Annotated in this window: 16 protein-coding genes; 8 read left to right on the plus strand and 8 right to left on the minus strand. The window is 33.5% G+C overall.

Going from position 1 to position 20,740, the window contains the following annotated elements; genetic code table 11:
- The first annotated feature begins 28 nt into the window (after window positions 1-28).
- The 4 genes from IPJ23_06830 (at window position 29) to IPJ23_06845 (ending at window position 7,133) form a co-directional block, all read left to right on the plus strand.
- Complete coding sequence (locus IPJ23_06830) at window positions 29-952, plus strand: PD40 domain-containing protein (GenBank protein MBK7630397.1); 924 nt, start codon at window positions 29-31, stop codon at window positions 950-952.
- Between the two features lie 14 nt (window positions 953-966).
- Window positions 967-3,465, plus strand: coding sequence for an Ig-like domain-containing protein (locus IPJ23_06835; protein ID MBK7630398.1), 2,499 nt, complete (start codon window positions 967-969; stop codon window positions 3,463-3,465).
- Window positions 3,466-3,546: 81 nt separating this feature from the next.
- Window positions 3,547-5,391, plus strand: coding sequence for a PQQ-binding-like beta-propeller repeat protein (locus IPJ23_06840; GenBank protein ID MBK7630399.1), 1,845 nt, complete (start codon window positions 3,547-3,549; stop codon window positions 5,389-5,391).
- Between the two features lie 212 nt (window positions 5,392-5,603).
- The gene (locus tag IPJ23_06845; protein MBK7630400.1) at window positions 5,604-7,133 is read left to right on the plus strand and encodes an AbgT family transporter; all 1,530 of its coding nucleotides are present in this window, start codon (window positions 5,604-5,606) and stop codon (window positions 7,131-7,133) included.
- 5 nt (window positions 7,134-7,138) lie between these two features.
- On the opposite strand, the gene IPJ23_06850 is transcribed toward IPJ23_06845, so the two are convergent.
- From IPJ23_06850 to IPJ23_06875, 6 genes are all read right to left on the minus strand, one after another.
- Window positions 7,139-7,600, minus strand: a complete 462-nt coding sequence (locus IPJ23_06850; protein MBK7630401.1) for a hypothetical protein — start codon at window positions 7,598-7,600, stop codon at window positions 7,139-7,141.
- A gap of 60 nt (window positions 7,601-7,660) precedes the next feature.
- Entirely contained in the window at window positions 7,661-7,999 is a 339-nt protein-coding gene (locus IPJ23_06855; GenBank protein ID MBK7630402.1) for a rhodanese-like domain-containing protein, read from the minus strand.
- Window positions 8,000-8,018: 19 nt separating this feature from the next.
- A complete protein-coding gene (locus IPJ23_06860) occupies window positions 8,019-8,651 on the minus strand; it encodes a rhodanese-like domain-containing protein (GenBank protein ID MBK7630403.1) in 633 nt (210 codons plus the stop codon).
- A gap of 47 nt (window positions 8,652-8,698) precedes the next feature.
- On the minus strand, window positions 8,699-10,084 hold the full coding sequence (locus tag IPJ23_06865) for a hypothetical protein (protein MBK7630404.1): 1,386 nt from the start codon (window positions 10,082-10,084) through the stop codon (window positions 8,699-8,701).
- 237 nt (window positions 10,085-10,321) lie between these two features.
- A complete protein-coding gene (locus IPJ23_06870) occupies window positions 10,322-10,840 on the minus strand; it encodes a lipocalin family protein (GenBank protein MBK7630405.1) in 519 nt (172 codons plus the stop codon).
- A 4-nt stretch (window positions 10,841-10,844) separates the two neighbouring features.
- Window positions 10,845-11,981 (minus strand): DUF5009 domain-containing protein, encoded by a 1,137-nt coding sequence (locus IPJ23_06875; protein MBK7630406.1) that lies wholly within the window; start codon window positions 11,979-11,981, stop codon window positions 10,845-10,847.
- 198 nt (window positions 11,982-12,179) lie between these two features.
- Here IPJ23_06875 and IPJ23_06880 point away from each other — a divergent pair, with 198 nt between their 5' ends.
- The 4 genes from IPJ23_06880 (at window position 12,180) to IPJ23_06895 (ending at window position 16,927) form a co-directional block, all read left to right on the plus strand.
- Window positions 12,180-13,580, plus strand: a complete 1,401-nt coding sequence (locus IPJ23_06880) for a transglutaminase domain-containing protein (protein MBK7630407.1) — start codon at window positions 12,180-12,182, stop codon at window positions 13,578-13,580.
- A gap of 341 nt (window positions 13,581-13,921) precedes the next feature.
- Window positions 13,922-15,505, plus strand: a complete 1,584-nt coding sequence (locus IPJ23_06885; GenBank protein ID MBK7630408.1) for a T9SS type A sorting domain-containing protein — start codon at window positions 13,922-13,924, stop codon at window positions 15,503-15,505.
- A 92-nt stretch (window positions 15,506-15,597) separates the two neighbouring features.
- Window positions 15,598-16,803 (plus strand): C40 family peptidase, encoded by a 1,206-nt coding sequence (locus IPJ23_06890; protein ID MBK7630409.1) that lies wholly within the window; start codon window positions 15,598-15,600, stop codon window positions 16,801-16,803.
- A gap of 28 nt (window positions 16,804-16,831) precedes the next feature.
- Window positions 16,832-16,927: a T9SS type A sorting domain-containing protein gene (locus IPJ23_06895; protein MBK7630410.1), complete on the plus strand. Its 96-nt coding sequence runs from the start codon at window positions 16,832-16,834 to the stop codon at window positions 16,925-16,927.
- Between the two features lie 72 nt (window positions 16,928-16,999).
- Here IPJ23_06895 and IPJ23_06900 read toward each other — a convergent pair whose 3' ends face one another.
- Window positions 17,000-19,108, minus strand: a complete 2,109-nt coding sequence (locus tag IPJ23_06900; protein MBK7630411.1) for a M3 family metallopeptidase — start codon at window positions 19,106-19,108, stop codon at window positions 17,000-17,002.
- Between the two features lie 51 nt (window positions 19,109-19,159).
- Entirely contained in the window at window positions 19,160-20,686 is a 1,527-nt protein-coding gene (locus tag IPJ23_06905; protein ID MBK7630412.1) for an MFS transporter, read from the minus strand.
- Window positions 20,687-20,740: the final 54 nt, after the last annotated feature.

A 20,740-nucleotide genomic window follows, 5' to 3' on the forward strand; every position in this document is an offset into this window, starting at 1 on the left:
TTATAATTTATATTACAGGTTTTTAGTGATGAAAAAACTATTCTTTTCGTTATTGTTTTTCTTTTCGATTTTAATTTCTGCACAAAATGACTACCAGCTGATTATACGCGGAACAATGGAAGATGCGGTTTTAAATCCCGTATTTTCTCCTGACGGCAAAAATATTGCTTTCACAAAAAATAATTATCTAGGTATCTGGGTTTATAATCTTCAAACAAAAAAATCTATTCAGTTAACTGATGAAATGGCTGCAGGATTTGCATTTAAATGGTCTTCTGATTCAAAATCAATTTTAACACGCGTAGCAAAGTATGAAAACCAAAAAAGATACAATGCAATAAAAGTTTTTGATATCTCAACAAATGAATCGAAACAACTTACCAATTACAAAACTATAATGCCTTATTTACCGCAATGGGCTGATGGCGATACAAAAATCTTTTTACCAGAAAAAACAAATGATGAAATTTTTGTCACGGATAAATCCAAAAATAATTTTAATCAAAACAGTCTAGTTGTATTTGAAAAAAACAACAAGCTAATTGTAAAAAATCTAAATGATAATTCAGAGCGAATTTTTGAACCAATTAAAGATGCACAATATATCAGCCTTTCAACTTCACCAGATTACTCAAAAATGGTTTTTAAAGTTGTTGGTGGAAATATGTTCGTAATCAGTTTAGATGGCACCAACCTGATCGATTTGGGGATCGGAAATGCACCACAATGGTCATCTGATAGCAAAAAAATAGTATTTGAAATCACAAAGGATGATGGATACAACTTTACCGCTTCAGATATTTTTTCAGTCAATGCCGATGGTACACAAAAAATTAATCTAACTAATACTAACGATAAAATTGAAATGAATCCCTGCTTTACGCCAGACAATAAAGCTATTGTGTTTAATGTAGTGGAAGATGGTTCAATTTATTTAATGAATATTGAGTAATGGAGAAATTAAATATGAAAAAAAATATATTAACAAAAATTTTATTTACTGGATTCTTAATTGTTTTTCCCTCTACATTCTCAACCGTTGGATTTGCACAGCAAGTTACAGGTCTTGCAGGATGGAATATTTATTTAGATCCCGGTCATAGTCAGAATGAAAACGTTGGAATTTATGGATACTCTGAAGCTAAAAAAAATCTTAGAGTTGGATTGAACTTAAGACAAATGCTTTTAGATTGGACTGACATTGATACAGTTTACATTTGTAGAACTGATGATCAACAGGTAGTTGGCTTAAGTGATAGAACTACACAGGCTAATAGTTTAGGAGCAGATCATTACCATTCAATACATAGTGATGCAGCAACAATGGGTAGCTCTGCCAACAGCACTTTAATTATGTGGGGGCAACTTGGAATTGGCGGACCTGAAAAAACTCCTTATGGTGGTAAAAAAATGTCTCAAATCATGATCGGTTTGCTAACCGCTGGAATGAGAACCACAACTCGTGGCGCAATGGGCGATAGAGATTTCTATCAAGTTGCTGGCTCAACTCCCTATCTTTCCGTTAACAGGCTCTCAAATATGGCATCAGAATTAAGCGAAGCCGGATTTCACACAAATCCAAAACAAAACCAATTAAATATGAATGAAAATTGGAAAAGATTAGAAGCTAAAACAATGTTCTGGACTATACTCAGTTACCACAATATTCCACGACCTTATGTAGGAACAGCAGCAGGAATAATAACTGATTTCGAGTCTGGTTTAGCCGTCAATGGAGCTTTAGTTTCTTTAGCTGGTCAGGTAGATACAACCGATACTTACGAATCACTTTTTTATCAATACTCGACTGATCCTAATCTATTAAGAAATGGATTTTATTATTTTGAAGGAGTTGCCCCAGGCACGCACACTTTACAAGTAACAGCACCTGGTTATGATCCTTTTAGTGTTGATATAACAATGGCTGATACATTTTTTACTTTTAAAGATGTAAACCTATATTCAAATATTCCACCAAGGATTGCTTCAACTGTTCCAGCACAAAATGATAGTTTGTACCCCGGAGTGGAAAATGTTGTATTAAACTTTACAAGACAGATGAATAAAACTTCTGTTGAAGCAAATCTTACAATAACTCCTGCAGTGTCGTATACAACAGCATGGAGCAACTCAGATCAAACTTTAACTATCAACTCGAGTAATTTTAACTTTGATTCCCAATACGATATTACAATCGGTGGTAATGCCGAAGGAAAATTTGGACATATCTTTGATGGTGACAGCAACGGAGTTGGCGGTGATCCATTTACATTAACTATTAAAACAAAAGTTGCAGATATTACGGCACCTGAGGTTGCGGATGTATATCCAACACCGGGTTCAGCTAATATTGAGTACAGGCCTGTTATTAATGTATCATTCAGTGAAGCATTAAAAACATCAACTATCTCAAGCAGATTTAAAGTTGTAAGAAATTCTACTCAAACAAATGCAAACGGAATTTTAAGATATTATGTTGTTAATGGAAAAGGTGTATTAAACTTTTTTGTAACAACACCATTGGTTGAAAATGAAGCCTATACAATAAAAGTTCAAGCTGGTATTGAAGATATTTTTGGTAATCCAACTACTACAGATTACAATGTGGAATTTACAACAGGCAATTCGAATTATTTCTCAGAACAAATTATAGATAGTTATGAAAATGGTACAGGAAATTGGTGGCAACCAACGGTTTCAGGCAGCACAATTGGTGTGTTACCATTTTTAAATTCTATCCAATCTTCAACAGCAGTATTAAATGCAAACACAGGCAGTGCAAAATCTTTACAATTGGATTACGGCTGGGATACCTCTGCATCCGATTGGTTAATAAGAGAATATTTTTCTCCTTCCACTCCTACATTTCAGCCAACTACTTTATTGCAGGTTTTTCTTTTTGGTGATGGCTCAAACAACAGATTTAGATTTGCTGTTAGAGAAACCGCACCTGGTAATTTTGAAGTTAGCCCATGGTATGATATTGATTGGATAGGATGGAAACTGGTTACCTGGGATTTATCACTAGGGGAAACTGGCAACTGGATTGGAAACAATACATTTGAACCACCTTTAAAATTTGATAGTTTCCAATTGACATATTCTGCAGGAAATCCAAACACAGGCACTTATTATTTTGATGATTTAAGGACTGCAGCCTTCAGTCCGACTGAAGTTGAAGCAGTGAGTGGGATAACACCTACTGAATTTGTGTTAGAACAAAATTATCCAAATCCATTTAACCCAAGTACACAAATTAAGTTTAGTGTTCCGCAAACTTCTAATGTAAAACTTATCGTTACTGACATACTCGGTAAAGAAGTTGCAACATTAGTTAATGATAATCTTGCTGCTGGAAACTATTCTGTTAGTTTTAATGCAAGTGAAGTATCAAGTGGAATATATTTCTATACCCTCATTACGAATAATTTTAAGCAAAGTAAAAAGATGGTTTTGATAAAATAATACAATACTTAATTATTACCCCTTCTGTGGTTGAAGGGGTTTTTTTTTATTTATTTTACTCCTAAATAAACGACACTAGTTATGAAAAAAATATTATCAGCATTTATTATAATAGTATTAACTTCGATAGGATATTCCCAATCCGAGTTAAAATTTGCATGGTTAACGGATATTCACGTTGGATATCCAACTGCAGGAGAAGATTTACAAAGAAGTGTTGATGATATTAATTCTTTAAATGACATTTCTTTTACAATCATTTCGGGAGATATAACAGCAACCGGAACTTTAGAAGAATTATCACTCGCAAAACTGATTCTTGATAATCTTGAAAAACCTTACTACATAATTCCCGGCAACCACGATACAAAATGGTCGGAGTCAGGAAGTACTGATTTTATTAGGCTTTGGGGTAAAGATCGTTTTACATTTGAGTTTAACAAATTTCTTTTCATCGGATTGCATCAAGGACCCCGAATGCGTATGGCTGACGGACATTGGGCGCCGGAAGATTTACGCTGGTTTGATTCATTGATCGTTTCTTTACCCAATTCAAACCAACCAATAATTTTTATTACTCACTATCCTCTTAATGAAGAGATTGATAATTGGTATGAAATGTTAGATCGTTTAAAAAATATAAACACTCAAGTTGCGCTATTTGGACATGGACACAGAAACAAAATTTATGATTTCGAATCAATTAAAGGGATAATGGGCAGATCAAACCTAAGAGCAAACGAAAAAATCGGCGGATACACAATTGCAGAAATTAAAAACGATTCGATTTATTTTTCTGAGCGAACTCCAAACATATCAACAACACTTTGGCATTCATTAAAATTGCAACAAAGAAACTATGAGGCACTAATTACTGAACAATCTCGTCCGGATTATTCTATAAACGAAAAATATCCTAACGTAAAAACTGTTTGGGAATTTAATTCTGGTTATACGATTGGCTCTTCTGCTGTTATAAAAAATAATTCCGTTTTTATTGGCGATGCTTCAGGATATTTTTACTCATTAAGTTTGTTAAACGGTTCTGTCAACTGGAAATTCAAATCGCAAAATGATATTTACTCAACATCAGCAGTTAAATGTAATTATGTTGTTTTTGGAAGTGCGGATAGTTCAATCTATTGTTTGAATGCAAAAAATGGGACCTTGATTTGGAAATACAAAACAAACGCCGCAGTTCTCGGTAGCCCGACCATTGAAGATGATGTTGTTTACATTGGCGGAAGTGATAAAATATTTAGAGCCATCGATTTAGAATCCGGAAAATTAATTTGGGAGTTTAAAAGTCTAAACGGATTTATAGAAACTAAACCGGCTTTTTACGATGATAAGATTTTATTTGGTGCTTGGGATGAACATTTTTATTGTCTTGATGCTGAAACAGGCAAGCTTATCTGGAAATGGAAAAGTGATCGCAACGGAACATTTTACTCCCCTGCTGCTTGCTGGTCAGTTGCATCAGATGGAATTGTATTTTTTGCTGCACCGGATAGAAAATTAACTGCAATTAATATTGAAACCGGTAATCAGCTTTGGAGAACTGCAAAATATAAAGTTAGAGAAACTGTTGGGTTATCTGAAGATGGAGAAAAACTTTTTATACGTACGATGAATGATTCTATTCTTGCTCTCCCAGTTTCAGAAAAATTAAAAGAACCATTGTGGGTTACAAATTGTGGATTCGGTTATGATATAAGCTCTGCTCAAATTGTAGAAAAAGATGGTGTAATTTTTTATCCAACAAAAAATGGGATGATTTACTCTCTCGATTCCGAATCTGGTAAAATAATTTGGCAGCACAAGATTTCTAATGGATTTGTAAACACAGTTACTCCAATTAACAATCATCAAATAATCACAACTGATTTTGATGGAAAGGTAAAATTAATCAAATCTTCGGAATAATTTTTTTCCCACATTACGTGCTTAACCGGTTTTCTTTCCAATCTTTGTGTTGGAAAATTAATTACTCAAATATTATCTCACTAGAACTAACAAGAGTTACCTGTCTGACAAAACATTTGCGATTGTAAAATATATATAAAAATATTTTTTATATATTGGAATAAATCATCAGATTTGTTTGTTACCATTCTAAAATAATCCAAGGAAAAAATATGACAACAGACACTGCCAAATCCAATAAAGTGGTAGAAAAATTTTTAAAAATAATCGAAAATGTAGGAAATAAACTTCCAAATCCAACAACGCTTTTTGCATTATTTGCTTTTGGTGTAATTGTGCTTTCGTGGGTAGTTAGTTTGTTTAATTTTTCAGTTATTCATCCGGGTACCGGACTTGAGATTAAGCCCGTGAGTTTAATTTCTGTTGATGGACTGCATAGGATTATTTTGAATCTAATAACTAACTTTACAAATTTTGCTCCATTGGGAACGGTGCTTGTTTCACTGCTAGGAATTGCGGTTGCAGAACACAGCGGTTTAATTGGCACAGTTTTACGATTGCTTGTAATAAAAGCTCCAAAAAATCTTTTAACATTTGTAATTGTATTTGCAGGAATTCTATCGAACACAGCAAGTGAAATTGGATATGTTTTGCTTGTTCCCCTTTCTGCAATAATATTTCTTGCTGTAGGAAGACATCCAATCGCTGGATTAGCAGCAGCTTTTGCGGGAGTTTCTGGTGGTTATAGTGCAAATCTTCTTCTTGGAACAATTGATCCATTACTTGCTGGGCTTACACAAGAAGCGGCACATATTATAAATCCAGCATATGAAGTAAACGCAGCAGCAAATTATTACTTTATGTTTGTTTCAACATTTTTTATTGCGGCAGCAGGTACCTGGGTTACAGAAAAAATAGTCATTCCTCGTTTGGGTACTTATCAAGGATCAGAAAAAGCTGATGAGATAAAACCATTATCCAAAGATGAGAAAAAAGGTTTGTGGTATGCAGGGATTGCTGTTTTAGTTTTTAGTATAATTATTGCTTTGGGTATAATTCCTGAAAACGGATTTTTGAGAGATCCAAAAACGTTCAGCATTCTTAAATCACCTTTCTTAAGCGGCATTGTTTCGTTTATATTTTTTGGAGGAGTAATATCAGGAATTGCTTATGGAATCGGTGCGAAAACAATTAAAAGCGATAACGATGTTATTAAAGGGATGAATAAATCGATGGAGACTTTAGGCTCTTACATTGTTCTTGTTTTTTTTGCCGCACAGTTTGTTGCATTTTTTAATTGGACAAATCTTGGAATGATTGTAGCAGTTGAAGGTGCAAATCTTTTAAAATCTTCCGGACTAGGTCCTATTCCGCTTTTGATTGCATTTATAATAATTTCTGCAATTATAAATTTATTTATAGGAAGTGCATCGGCTAAATGGGCTGTAATGGCTCCGGTTTTTATTCCAATGTTCATGTTGCTTGGTTACTCGCCGGAAGTTGTGCAGGCAGCTTACAGAGTTGGAGATAGTACAACAAATATAATTTCACCAATGATGTCTTACTTTGCCTTAATAATTGCATTTGTAGGTAAGTATGACCCGAAAACTGGAATTGGAACTTTGATTGCAACAATGATCCCTTATACAATTACTTTTTTTATTATTTGGATTGTGCTCTTTATAGTTTGGTTTTTATTGGAGTTGCCGTTGGGACCTGGAGCGGTAATTTTTATAAACTAATAGTGCTAACTGATTTTTGAAATCACGAAATCTTTATAAACTTTTAGGATGTTGGAGTAGATCGGTTCTTTCGGATTAAATTCTTTTAGTTTTTCAAATTGCTGAATTGATTTATAGTAATCGCAGTAAAGCCAAAGCATACCAAGTATTTCTAACTTGGATTGGAATGATAATTCTGGTTCGCTTATACTTTCAAATTTGGAGATGATTTCAGGACACGGACAATCGTCATCGCTAATGTTTGTGCTTGTAATTATAGTTATGTCTTCGCTTATGACTTTATAAAACAAATCCAGAGCTTTTTTAATTTTTCTGTTATGCACTAAACAAATTATCATCTTCTTTCTTGCCAACCTGTTTGACGGATCATTAGCTAGAACATTTTCAAATGCAGTTTCTGCATCTAAAAATCTTCTTACCATAAAATATTGATTTGCAAGCATTTCACTCATAATAACTTCAATCACTTTTTAATAAATATGCCTGAAGATAAATAACTCCTCAGGCATATTAAAATAAATAAAAAATTATTGAACAACTGGGAAGTTTTTACATTCTGTATCAACCCATTTTGTACCAGGCATAGTATCATAGAATAAGTTGTTAGCTCCATAAGACAAAGACTTTGCATCATAACCTAAAGCTCTTAAATATGTAGCCATAAATGATGAAGTTTGACCAGTATAACAATAAACAACAATTATTTTATCTGTAGGCAATGTTTTTAGATCATTGGCAAGTTTAAATGCTACTTTAGGAGTATACTGAATTGCACCTTCAATGTGTCCAATAGTGTAATCTGCCTCACTCCAGTAATTTACTATATAATAATTTGATCTGTTAGCATATAGAGCGGTCCTATCAATACTTGCAGGCCCAAAACCTTCAGTTGCAAGTAGGGTTCAATCTGCTTTTTAAAATCTCATCTCCTGTGGTTTTTCCAGTAGTTAAAGTTGGTAGATTACCAGCACCGTTTTTTACATTTGCAGTAGTTTGAATAGTGATTGGATTGTTTTGACCATTTGTTTTTGTATTATTCCATCTATCTGGATAAGCCCAACTGCACATTCCCCATTTAAGATCATATACATTTGAATATCCTGCTAATCTTAATACTGCTACTGCAAATCCAGCAGACTGACCTGTGTAGCAAGTTACAACAACTTTTGTTTTTGCCGCTAAATTATTTGTTCTATAGTAATTAAGTATATCAGCAATAGTAACATTAACCGCACCTTGAATATGTCCAGTTGCATAATCTGTTGCACTTCTAATATCAAGTATAGCTACGGTAGGATCATTTAATAATGCATTAACATCTGTAGCTGTAATCATTGCAGGTGCAGATGTATTGATAAAATCACCATTTGCTTCTAAATATTGTACAAGTACATCACTCTCATTAATGGTAACTGGTGGGGTAACTGGATCTTCATCTTTACTACATCCAACATTAAAAAACATTATTGATGCTGCAATTAATAAATACAGCAGATTAAAAAGTTTTCTGTCTTTCATTTTCTAGATCTCCTTAAGTTTTGTTTAAGTGTATTGTTTATTATTTCCTAATTTGCTTGCCAGCTTGCCGGCAGCTTTCCATCAACTACAATTCCTGTGTTTGCTGGTTTTTCCCAGGGCAAACAATCAGAATCAAACAAGTAAAGTTCTTTGTTTGTAAAAGTTCCATCAGGATTCTTTTTAATGTGGCAACCTTCAGCACAGTTTGTGTATGCTACCCAATTTCCATTAGTATCTTTATAACCTGTACGAGTAGTTATTTTGATAATATTGTGTGGTGTCGTGTATTTGTAAGTAGGTCTTACATCAAAGTTCACAAGATTTGGAATACCATAATCCTGCCAGCTATCCGGCGCCATTAATGATTGTCTTAGCAACGCAAAATTAAATTGTGATTTTGTATCCTTAATAGGATTCATACCTATCTTATATCCTTGATAAGAATGAATTCTTGCACCCTCTTCGCTACCAATATGGCAGCTTCCGCAATTGTTATAATCCTGTGAGTGGCAAGTATTACAACTAAATGTAGAAATATGTTTTGTATGGAAAGGATTTGAATTATTAATATTTGTATGACAGTTTGTACATTTCGGTAATTCAGGGTATTTATATCGTTGATCATATAAATTTCCATCACCATGAATTTCGTGTTTATTGTGACAATTCATACAAGTATATCCTGCACCTGTTAGATGAACATCGGGAACAGTTCCTGCCCCTACACCAAAATAAGCGTGTCCACCGCGGCTTACGTGACAAGTTGTACAATGATCAACCATATTTGGGGATTTAAAGAAACTATGTGATTTATATAATCCACCGCCGCCTGCTATCGGACGATTAACATGGCAATCACCACAAGTTGCATGGCATTTACCGCAATTAACATTATATCCATCTTTCATAGCCTGGCTAAGCGCATCAAACCCGTTTGGCACATTGCCTACACCAGCGCGTAAGCAAACCATACTTTTTTGTCCCCAACCTTGATGAATATTATTTACAGATTTACTTGCGATATCAGCATGACAACTTCCGCATTTATTAATAGCATCACTGGTCGGTTTTTTCATAAAATCACCGGAGTGTGCAACTGTTTTATCTGCAGTTTTATCAACTCCGTTATGGCATGCTGTACAAGGAATTTTTCCGTGAACATCACTTTTAAAATCCTCATATCCGGTTCCACCCATAAAAACCCTATCATAAGGTTCAATAACAGGTGTTTCTCCACCGCATCCACCGCCACCGGAATGTGGAGGATCGGGTGTATAAACTTCCTTTAAGTGAGCATAATTTGTATGGCATCCTTCGCAAGATGCAACGCTTTTGTTTGTTGGATCAGTCGGCTGAGATTCATCTTTATCATCAGAACAGCCAATGAAAAGTGAAAAAAGTGGAATAATTAAAAGTAAAAGAAGCTTTTTCATCTCATTTTCCTTGTTTACATTAAATTTAATAGTGCTTTGGGTCGTTCAACCTTTGTGCCACTAATTTTTGTGTATAACAAGCATTTTCTTTAACAAATATGGAACATATTGTTCATTGTTCTTATCAATAGTAAGAAAACGATTTTAATTATGAAGAAATAATTAGGGATCAGTTTGTTTCAAATGAAACACATTGAAACAAACTGTTAGGTGACTTTAATTTTTTTTTAATAATAATTATTGAGGGGATATCACAAAATCTTTTTTATTATAACCTTGGTCTTTTAAAATTTGAAATATTTTATCCATCGTTTCATTTTCTAATTTTGGGGTTCTGCTAAGAACCCAGCCATACTTTCTATTTGGAGTTCCAACAATTGCCCATTGATAGTTTTCATCGAGTCCAATTATCCAATAGTCTCCCCAAAATGGTCTCCAGCCAAGAAAACTGACAAAGCTGACTTCAAGTTTTGCATTTGTTTTTTTATCAACAATCCGAACAACTCCTTTAGCCTCATCTATTTCGCCGTCTTCATCAATACAAGAGTTTTTAACAGAAATTTCCCCATCTTCATTTAACGCATATTTTGCAGTTGTACCTTTAATGCATTGATCCTGAAAACTGTTCGGAATTTTTGCAATCTCATACCACAAACCAACATATTTTTTAAGATCAACATACTTTACAGTATTAGGCGGCTTTTGCTGTGAGAACATCATTGTTGCATATAAAAAAATTAATATTATTTGTTTCATTTATTTAAACCTTTATAAATATTTTCTTTGCATATAAAATCCACATCAGTCCGAGCCAAACTAAAATGTACATTACAGCCCATGCTAAAGATGCATTTATTGGCTGCATCCACGATAGAAAAAATGTTTGAAATAAATAATCTTTTATTGTAATTACTGTTCCTTCAGCATTTTCCCATTTAACCATATACATTATTCTTCCAACAATTCCGGAAAGAAAGAAAACTGTAATTGCATTCATTCCATAAACTTGAAATGGTTTTATCCACCAGGTAATTTTTTTTACATCGATAAACCAATAACAAAATGCTAGAAAATTTAATGCTAATCCTGCAGTGTAAAGTACATAAGAACTTGTCCAGAGGTTTTTGTTGATTGGAAACCAGCCATCCCAAATCCAGCCGGCAACCATTAAAATTGAACCCCAAACAAAAAGCCAAACAGTTTTTGTCGTTTGATCTTTATCACTTCTTAACCAATTTCCTGTAAAGATTCCAAGCATAGCAGAACCGATTGCCGGAAGAGTTGATAAAATTCCTTCCGGATCCCAAAACTTACTGCCTGACCAAATATGACTTCCAAGAATTAATTGATCTAACCATGCTGAGAGGTTTGTAGTCGGTTCAAAATTAGCGTGGCCAATGCCGGGAACAGGAATAAAACTCATCAACATTGCATACACAACTAAGATAGTTCCTGTAAACCAGTATTGGAATTTTGTATTTGTGGCAAGAAAAAGAATTGATGAAATCATATAAACAATTGCAATTCTTTGCAACACACCGGGAATACGAAGTGTACCAAAAGAAAATTGATGTCCGAATAACAATCCGAATGGAAAGCTTGATAAAATTAATCCTAAACCAAAAAGTATAAATGTCCTTCTAAAAATATTTAGATAAAGACTTTTCATATCCCCACCCTGAGCTTTTCTTTTGCTTAGAGAATATGATATAGCAACACCGACTATAAAAAGAAAAAATGGAAAGATTAAATCTGTTGGAGTGCATCCATTCCATTTTGCATGCTCAAGTGGTGGATAAATTGCGCTCCATGTTCCGGGATTATTAACAAGTATCATTCCCATTATTGTTATGCCCCTGAATACATCAAGCGAAAGTAATCGTTCGGAAGATTTCATAATATTTCCATTAGAAGTTTAAATTTGTTAAACAAAAATAAGTAAAGTTTGGTGAATAAAGAGAAAAGCTTTGCTATTTTTGTAGTGTCATTCAAAACTTATTGCTAATTTTTTTTAGTTCAGTTAAAATACTGAAACAAATTCAGGATGACTTTTCATTCGAAAGGATTGTTTATGAAATTAATTATCTTATTTATTATGCTTACAACTATAATCACTGCTCAAACCAATTTTAATGATGTAAATCTACTTGTCCAATCGGGTGAATTTAAGAAAGCATCTAAATTGATTGATGAAAAATTAAAATCAAATCAAATTAGCTCTGAAGAAATTTTTGAACTTCAGTTTGAGAAAGAAAGATTGGATAGAATCAGTAAAGATTTTAATAAGACTGCTGAAGATGTTTTAAAAATTGTAAATAAATACTATCCGGATGCTCAGGAAAATGATTTAGAGAAATGGGAAAAAGATGGTTCGCTTGAGTTTAAAATTATTGATGGTAAGAAATGGTATTTCTCTCGCGCTGCATCAAATCTCTTTAGAATAAACAAAGAAGCAAAAAATCAAAAAGAACTAGTTGATGGATTTCAGAAAGATCCGCTTGATGCTTTTCTGGAAGACTACATTCCGAAAGTTTTGGATGAATCAGCAAACGGACAAGAAAGTTTAGTTAAACCTGTAACATTTAATTTAAACTACACAGTTACAGTTGATGCAAATGCAGTCCCCGATGGTGAAATTATTAAATGCTGGCTTCCCTTCCCTCGTGAAGGTCATCAAAGACAAGTTGATATAAAATTGTTAGCAGTTAATAATGATGAATATGTTATTGCAAGTAATGACAATCCTCAGAGAACTTTGTTTATGCAAAGACCAGCAATAAAAGATCAACCAACAATTTTTAATATAGTGCTTGAAGTAACAAACTACAATGAAGTAAATTCAATTTTGCCCGAACTAATTAAACCCTATAATAAAGAATCCGGACTCTATAAAAATCATACTAGAGAAAATGCCCCGCACATAATCTTTACTGATAAGATCAAAGATCTTTCAAAAGAAATTGTTGGTGATGAAAAAAATCCTTACTTGATTTCAAAAAAAATATTTACGTGGATTTCTAATAACATTCCCTGGGCAGGTGCAAGAGAATATTCTACGATAGAAAATATTTCTGATTATTGTTTAACAAACAAACATGGTGATTGCGGAATTAAAACTTTACTATTTATGACTTTATGCAGATATAATGGCATTCCTGCAAAATGGCAAAGCGGGTGGATGCTACATCCCGGAGAAGTAAATCTGCATGATTGGTGCGAGGTTTATTTTGAGGGATATGGCTGGGTTCCTGCAGATCAATCATTTGGATTAGTTGAATCAGAACAAGAGGATGAAAAATATTTCTTTCTTGGAAGCATTGATGCATATCATTTAATTGTAAATGATGATTACTCTAAACCGTTGTTCCCAGCAAAAGTATTTCCAAGAAGTGAAACAGTTGATTTTCAGCGCGGTGAATTGGAGTGGCGTGGTGGTAATCTTTATTTTGATAAATGGGATTATCATATGGAAGTCAAATATATTGAGTCGAAGTGATTTTCTGAATACAAACTCATATGGTAATTCTAAAAACTTACAATTTTTTCTGTCAGTATTGAAACATGTATATCAAAAAGATACTGCGGAAGTTATTAATTTTATTTTTCGATTATCAATAATTAACATTAGTGTAAGGCTGTTTTAAAAAGATATTGTAAGTTTAAATAGCTAATATTCAAACAAAACTTCAATATTCTTTTAGGTGAAAAACTGATTTCCCCTATTGCTAATAATTTCTCTATCCTTTTCTTTCCCTTTATCAAAAAGGGTATGTTTTTTGAGCCAAAAACCCCAATTCTACTTTCAATAATTAAAATCACATACAGAGGAGAAACAAGATGAGAAGAAAATTTACTTCTGCACAATTAATAATTTTATTATTAATTTCTTTGTTCTGCATTGATGTCCAATCTCAATCTTTACCGGATAGTATAGAATACAACACCGCAGATATTGATGTAGGTGAAACTTTTTATACAGGTTACTTTACAAGTTTTAGTCACTGGGCAATAAATTCTTTTATTGAAGATGTTGATGGGATCTTGCATGTGGCTTATGTAGATAACTATGAATTGTATTATTTCAAATCCACAGACGATGGACAAACGTGGCAGAAAGAACAAATTATAACCGGACACGAGGGGGATATTCGTAATGCAAGTTTAGCCTTAGATCTTAATGGAAAAGTATTCATCGGCTTAACTGCCCATTCTTTATATAACTATTCAAATCCTACAGGTATAAATTTTGGTCAAGAATTTTATTATGACCTCTATTGTATAAATAATAAAACCGGTTCCTGGGCGGTAGAACAAGTAGAATTACACAGTTCAGGCAACTATGGACCTATTATAGAAAACATTTATGTTGATTCGAATAACGATGTCCATCTTTTTGCAAACAGATACGGTTGGAATCTTCAAGGTGGAGAAGCTTGGGAATGGGTTCGGTATTCTTCCAGTGATACATGGAGCCCACGCTCTACAATTGTAGAATTTACAGATGCCGGAATCGATAGAGGTATTTATGATAAATATATAATTCTTGCTGATAGTTCCGGAAAACTTTGCTTGATAGCAGCTCGAAATAAATCAGATGGTCCAAAGCTTTTTTATCTTTTGAATAATGGATCAGGATGGGGATCCCCTGTTCAATTGTCAGACAATATTGCAGTTGCCTGGAACAGATATGATGCTGTTTTAGATCCCGATTATAATTCCTACGTTGTTTATTTCTATAATAATTCGTCAAACTTGCCAGAATTAAGAGTATCAAAAAATTTGGGAACACCGCAAAATGCAAATATAAATCTCCCAGCAACAGATACATTAAATTACTTCACCCTGCATTGTACTAGTCAGAAAATATTGACAATGTATTTATGGACTAAAAATATAATTACAAAGTTACATGTTACCTTTAGCTATGATGGTTTAAATTGGACAGACCCTATCGAGATTCCAGATAATTTGAAAAATTATTTTGGCGGGCTTATGGTAAGAACAGATACAAGACAGGATTATTTTATTAGTCGAACCAAACAGATAGTTGCTGTGGCTGGTAATAGAGCCTCTCAACCTTATGGCCCTGATACTCTATTTTATGGAGATATAAAACTGGAGCCATTAACATCTGTTAATACTTTATTATATTTGCCAAATAACTATAGTTTACATCAAAACTACCCCAATCCATTTAATCCAGCAACAATAATTTCATTCAGTTTACCTGAACTCTCTTATGTTGAGTTGAAGGTATATAATATTCTCGGAATAGAAGTAACAACAGTTGTAAATAGAGAATTGTCCCAGGGTAATTACAATTATAATTTCGATGGAAGCAGTCTTTCAAGTGGAGTGTATTTCTATACTCTAAAAACGAATAATTTTAATCAAACTAAAAAAATGATTCTTTTAAGATAATCCAAAATAATTTTGTACTTAAGGCATCCTTTTAAGGATGCCTTTTTTATATTTGGGAAAATGTTTTCATTCATCTTTAGTCAGGATTATCAATGAAACTATTGCTCATCTTTTTTGTAGTAATTTTTTTATCAGTTCACAACTATTCACAAGAAATTAATAAAATGGAAAAAGTAAATTCAATTATTCAAACTGTAAAAGAAAAATATGCACCTGATAAGCGAACTGCAGTTTTCAATTTAGAGGCAACTGAGTCTGAAAATAAAATTATTATTAAAGGCGAAACAAATATTGATCAAGCGGAGTTTGAATTTATAAAGCTGATGGATGACGCCGATATTAAATTTGAAAAACAAATTGAGTTATTACCATCGGAAAAGCTAGGTGAAAAGAAATTTGGCGTAATCAATCTTTCTGTGGCAAATATCCGTTCTAAACCTGATCACCCTGCCGAACTGGCAACACAATGTATTTTAGGAACTCCAATTAAGATTCTAAAGAAAGGTGAAGATGGATATTACCTAGTACAAACTCCTGATAATTACATAGCGTGGCTGGATGATGATGGATTCACGTTTATGACTCAAGATCAATTGAGTGAATGGAAATCATCACCAAAGATTATATACACAAAGGAATATGGTTTTTCGTTTTCAGATGCTGATATGAATTCCCAAACTGTTTCTGATCTTGTTGCAGGTAACTTATTAAAGATTATGGGTGAAGAATCTAATTTCTACTTCGTTAGTTATCCGGATGGCAGAGTTGCTTACATAAAAAAAGATGAAGCAAAATTATTTAATAATTGGTATAGTTCACTTAATCCAACTGGAGAAACAATTTTAAAAACTGCGTATCGATTTATGGGTATTCCATATTTATGGGGCGGTACATCTACAAAGGGAATGGATTGCAGCGGTTTTACAAAGACTGTTTACTTCTTAAACGGAATTATTCTCCAACGTGATGCTTCCCAACAAGTAAATACTGGCGAATTAATAAACACAGAAAATGGATGGAAAAATTTACAAGCCGGTGATTTACTTTTCTTCGGACGTAAAGCGGATGAAAACAGGAAAGAAAGAATTACTCACGTTGCAATATATATTGGCGATGGAGATTTCATTCATGCAGCCGGAAGAGTTAAAATAAATAGCTTCAATCCTGAAAAACCTTATTACAGCGATTACAGAAAAAGTGGATTCATTCGTGCTAAAAGAATTTTAACTTCTGTTGGTAAGAATGGGATTGAAAGAATTTTGGAGAACAATTTTTATAAATGTTTGCAGATTAGATAACTAATACAAACCTAAGGGAAGTTATGAAGTGGAATTTAATGCAAATGCTCTTTCAAGTGGAGTTTACTATTATCAGATAAGAGTGGGTGAGTATGTTCAAACAAAGAAAATGATTCTGCTTTGATAATATTATTAATCAGAGATGACATCATTAATAAAAAGATGTCATCTCTAAATTGTCTGATCCCAAATAAGATTAATTATTAAATCCCAACCTTTGAATTAGAGCATCAGGTTTTGGTTCACGTCCTCTGAATTTTACATAAAGATTCATAGGATCATCACTCCCACTTTTTTCTAAGATGTTTCTTCTAAAACTTTCTGCTGTGGTTTTATCAAACAAACCATTTTCCAAGAATGCACCGAAAGCATCGCTATCTAAAACTCCCGACCACATATAACCATAATAACCGGCAGAATATCCATCACCACCAAAAATATGATTGAAGTTCGTACTTTGATATCGTGAAGCAACTTCAGGAATTAATCCAACTTTATTTAAACTCATTTCTTCAAATTTTATTACATCAATATTTGAAACATCATTCAACATATGCCAACTCATATCAAGGATTGAGGCGGCTAAGTATTCAACAGTTTCAAATCCTTTATTAAAGTACTGAGAGTTGATAATCTTTTGTATCAGTTCATCAGGAATTGGTTCACCTGTCTGATAATGTTTAGCATACATTTTTAAAACATCCGGATGAGATGCCCAATTTTCCATTATCTGCGAAGGAAGTTCTACAAAATCAACTGGTGACCTTTTTGCACCGGGATATACAGACTTACCAAACAATCCATTTAATCCGTGACCAAACTCATGGAACAAAGTATTAACTTCATCAAAACTAAGAAGTGCAGGTTTGCCTTCAGTTGGTTTTGAAAAATTTCCAACATTTACGACAAGCGGAGATATAAATTCGTCATCAATATTTGATTGACCACGGAAATAACTCATCCAGGCGCCGGCACGTTTACCATTTCTTGGATAATAATCAGTGTAAAGAATTCCAATGTGTGTTCCATCATTTTCTTTAACTTCATAAACTTCAACATCAGGTTGGTAAACAGAAATATCATTTCGTTTTACAAACTGAATTCCGAATAATTTACTCGCAACATCAAACGCACCTTTGCGAACATTTTCCATCTGGAAATATGGGCGAAGCATTTCTTCATCGAGTGCATATTTTTCTTTTTTAACTTTTTCTGAATAATACCACCAATCCCAGCCAGCTAATTTAAAGTTGCCACCTTCTGCATCAATTAGCTTTTGCATTTCAGCAACTTCTTCTTTGGATTGTTCTAACGCAGGCTTCCATAAATCTGCTAAAAACTTATTAACTGTTTCAGGAGTCTTAGCCATATTCTTTTCTAGCTTAAAATCCGCATAAGTTTTATAACCAAGCAGATTTACTTTTTCATTACGCAGAGCAATAATTTTCTTTATAATTTCTTTATTATCAAATTCATTGTTGTTATTTCCGCGAGTTAAATATGCCTTATAAAGTTTTTCTCGCAATTCTCTTTTCTCAGAGTATTGTAAAAATGGAGTAAAGCTTGGTCTCTGCAGATTGAATGCCCACTTCCCTTCCAAACCGTTTTGTTTTGCAAGTTCCGAAGCACCTTGAATTGCTGCATCAGGAAGTCCGATTAAGTCATTCTTATTATCAATTACTAATCCAATTGCATTAGTTTCTTTGCGAAGATTATCACCAAACTTTAGGCTTAACATGCTAAGTTCTTCATTAATTTTTTTTAGTCTGGTTTTCTTGTCTTCGTCAAGTCCGATTCCATTACGAACAAAGTCAGTATAATAATTGTCCAGCACTTTCAATTGTTCATTGGTAAGATTGAGTTTGTCTTTTTCATCATTAATTATCTTTATTTTCTGAAACAACTTTTCATTTAAATAAATATCATTGTTGAGTTTGGAAAGTTCTGGTGTGATAGTTTCGGCTATCTTCTGAGTTTCATCATTCCCATTCGAACCGCTGATATTAAAAAAGACACGAGATACTTTAGTTAATAGCTTACCACTTTTTTCTATGGCAGCAATTGTATTTTCAAAAGTAGGTTTCTCAGAATTATTAATAATTACATCCAACTCTGCTCGTTTAATCTTTATTCCTTCTTCAAATGCCGGCAGATAATGTTCTAATTTTATTTGATCAAAAGGTGGTGTTTGAAATGGAGTTGTGTATTCTTTAAAGAATGGATTATCATTATTTATTGTTTGAGAGATCATATTAATTGAGATCACTCCTATGAATAAAATAACTGAGTAGATAAAATATTTCATTTTCTTTTCTCCCTTGACTAGAAAAATAAATCATAAAAAATAAATTTCTTTTTAAGTCTTAGCCGGCTCTTCTTTTTTCTTCCCAAAATCAGGATCAATCTTAACTAAACCTGCAACAATAAATCCGGGAATTGTTGATATAAGAACCCATTCAAAAAATCTTGGATAACCGATCATTTCTTGCAATGCACCCGAAAACATTCCTGGTAGCATCATCCCTAGAGCCATTATTCCAGTACAAATAGCATAATGCGCAGTCTTATGTTCTCCTTGAGAAACCATAATCATAAACATCATGTAAGCAGTAAAACCAAATCCATAACCGAATTGCTCTGCAGCAACAGCCAAATTAATTAAAACAAAATTTGTAGGTTGATAATGTGAGAGATAAACAAAGGCAAGATCCGGTGTGTGCATTATTATAACCATCGGCCACAACCACCATTTTAATCCTTGTCTAGAGATAACATACCCACCTATTAAACCACCTGCTGTTAATGCAATTATCCCAATCGTTCCATAAACAATTCCAACTTCTGAAGTCGTTAAACCAAGTCCGCCTTTATTTATCGGATCAAGTAAAAATGGCTGAACAAGTTTAACAAGCTGAGCTTCTGCAAATCTAAAGAAGAGAAGAAATCCAAGAATGTTCCAGATATCTTTTTTCTGCATAAAAATTACAAACGCTTTAAGAAATTCTATGAATGGAAGCAACGTTTCATTTTTATTATCTGATTTTTCAAACTTCTCTACAAAGGTAGCAACAAATGTTCTAAACAGAATTACAAGAATAACTACTAAGAGAATTGTTGTAGCAATTGTATTCCAGGGTGAGCCAACCCCAAATAATGATAGCAAAAATCCGAGCACTGAAAAAGCTAAATAAACAACCAATGCAAAGAGAACAAAGCCTCCACCTAACAATAAGACTTGAGAGCCACTTAATTTTTTACCTTTTAACGTTCCCTGATCATCTTGAGGATAAGGAAGAATAATTTTATGATATAGAAAAAATAACAGAAACATTACAGCACTAATTATAAATACTACAGACCATGCGCCTTTAAATCCCATACTTGGAGCTAATTGTCCGGCAATTACAACAAGAACTCCTGAACCAACAATTGTTGCGATTCGATAAAAGGTTGATCTCACACCGACAAAAGCAGCCTGCTTGGATTGATCTAAACTTAACATATAAAAACCATCAGCTGCGATATCGTGCGTAGCAGAAGCAAATGCCATTAGTGCAAATACAATTAAAGTTAATTGCCAGTAAATTGAAGTATGCAGACTTAAAGCAATTCCGAACAGACCAACTGCAACAATAAACTGCATTGTAACTGTCCAGAATCTTTTAGTTTTGAACATATCAACGAATGGTCCCCATGCAAATTTTAAAAACCATGGGAAGTACAGCAGACTTGTAAAAAAAGCAATATCCGTATTAGATACCCCAAGATTCTTATACATCATTACCGAAACAGACATTACCATTACATAAGGAATACCTTGTGTAAAATATAGTGTTGGAATCCAAGCCCAAGGATTTCTGCTAGTTACTTTTTGATCTGACATAAAACTCCTAATTAATTTTCTTGTCATTGTGAACGAGTCTTCGAGCGAGGCAAT

It is taken from the genome of Ignavibacteriales bacterium (assembly GCA_016709765.1).
Taxonomy (GTDB): Bacteria; Bacteroidota; Ignavibacteria; order Ignavibacteriales; family Ignavibacteriaceae; genus IGN3.

Coding starts and splice junctions, on each gene's coding strand:
- IPJ23_06875 (MBK7630406.1), bottom strand. CDS start 11,981: ATGAAATCTTCCGAACGATTACTTTCGCTTGATGTATTCAGGGGCATA.
- IPJ23_06865 (MBK7630404.1), bottom strand. CDS start 10,084: ATGAAAAAGCTTCTTTTACTTTTAATTATTCCACTTTTTTCACTTTTC.
- IPJ23_06845 (MBK7630400.1), top strand. CDS start 5,604: ATGACAACAGACACTGCCAAATCCAATAAAGTGGTAGAAAAATTTTTA.
- IPJ23_06905 (MBK7630412.1), bottom strand. CDS start 20,686: ATGTCAGATCAAAAAGTAACTAGCAGAAATCCTTGGGCTTGGATTCCA.
- IPJ23_06830 (MBK7630397.1), top strand. CDS start 29: ATGAAAAAACTATTCTTTTCGTTATTGTTTTTCTTTTCGATTTTAATT.
- IPJ23_06880 (MBK7630407.1), top strand. CDS start 12,180: ATGCTTACAACTATAATCACTGCTCAAACCAATTTTAATGATGTAAAT.
- IPJ23_06840 (MBK7630399.1), top strand. CDS start 3,547: ATGAAAAAAATATTATCAGCATTTATTATAATAGTATTAACTTCGATA.
- IPJ23_06860 (MBK7630403.1), bottom strand. CDS start 8,651: ATGAAAGACAGAAAACTTTTTAATCTGCTGTATTTATTAATTGCAGCA.
- IPJ23_06885 (MBK7630408.1), top strand. CDS start 13,922: ATGAGAAGAAAATTTACTTCTGCACAATTAATAATTTTATTATTAATT.
- IPJ23_06835 (MBK7630398.1), top strand. CDS start 967: ATGAAAAAAAATATATTAACAAAAATTTTATTTACTGGATTCTTAATT.
- IPJ23_06890 (MBK7630409.1), top strand. CDS start 15,598: ATGAAACTATTGCTCATCTTTTTTGTAGTAATTTTTTTATCAGTTCAC.
- IPJ23_06870 (MBK7630405.1), bottom strand. CDS start 10,840: ATGAAACAAATAATATTAATTTTTTTATATGCAACAATGATGTTCTCA.
- IPJ23_06900 (MBK7630411.1), bottom strand. CDS start 19,108: ATGAAATATTTTATCTACTCAGTTATTTTATTCATAGGAGTGATCTCA.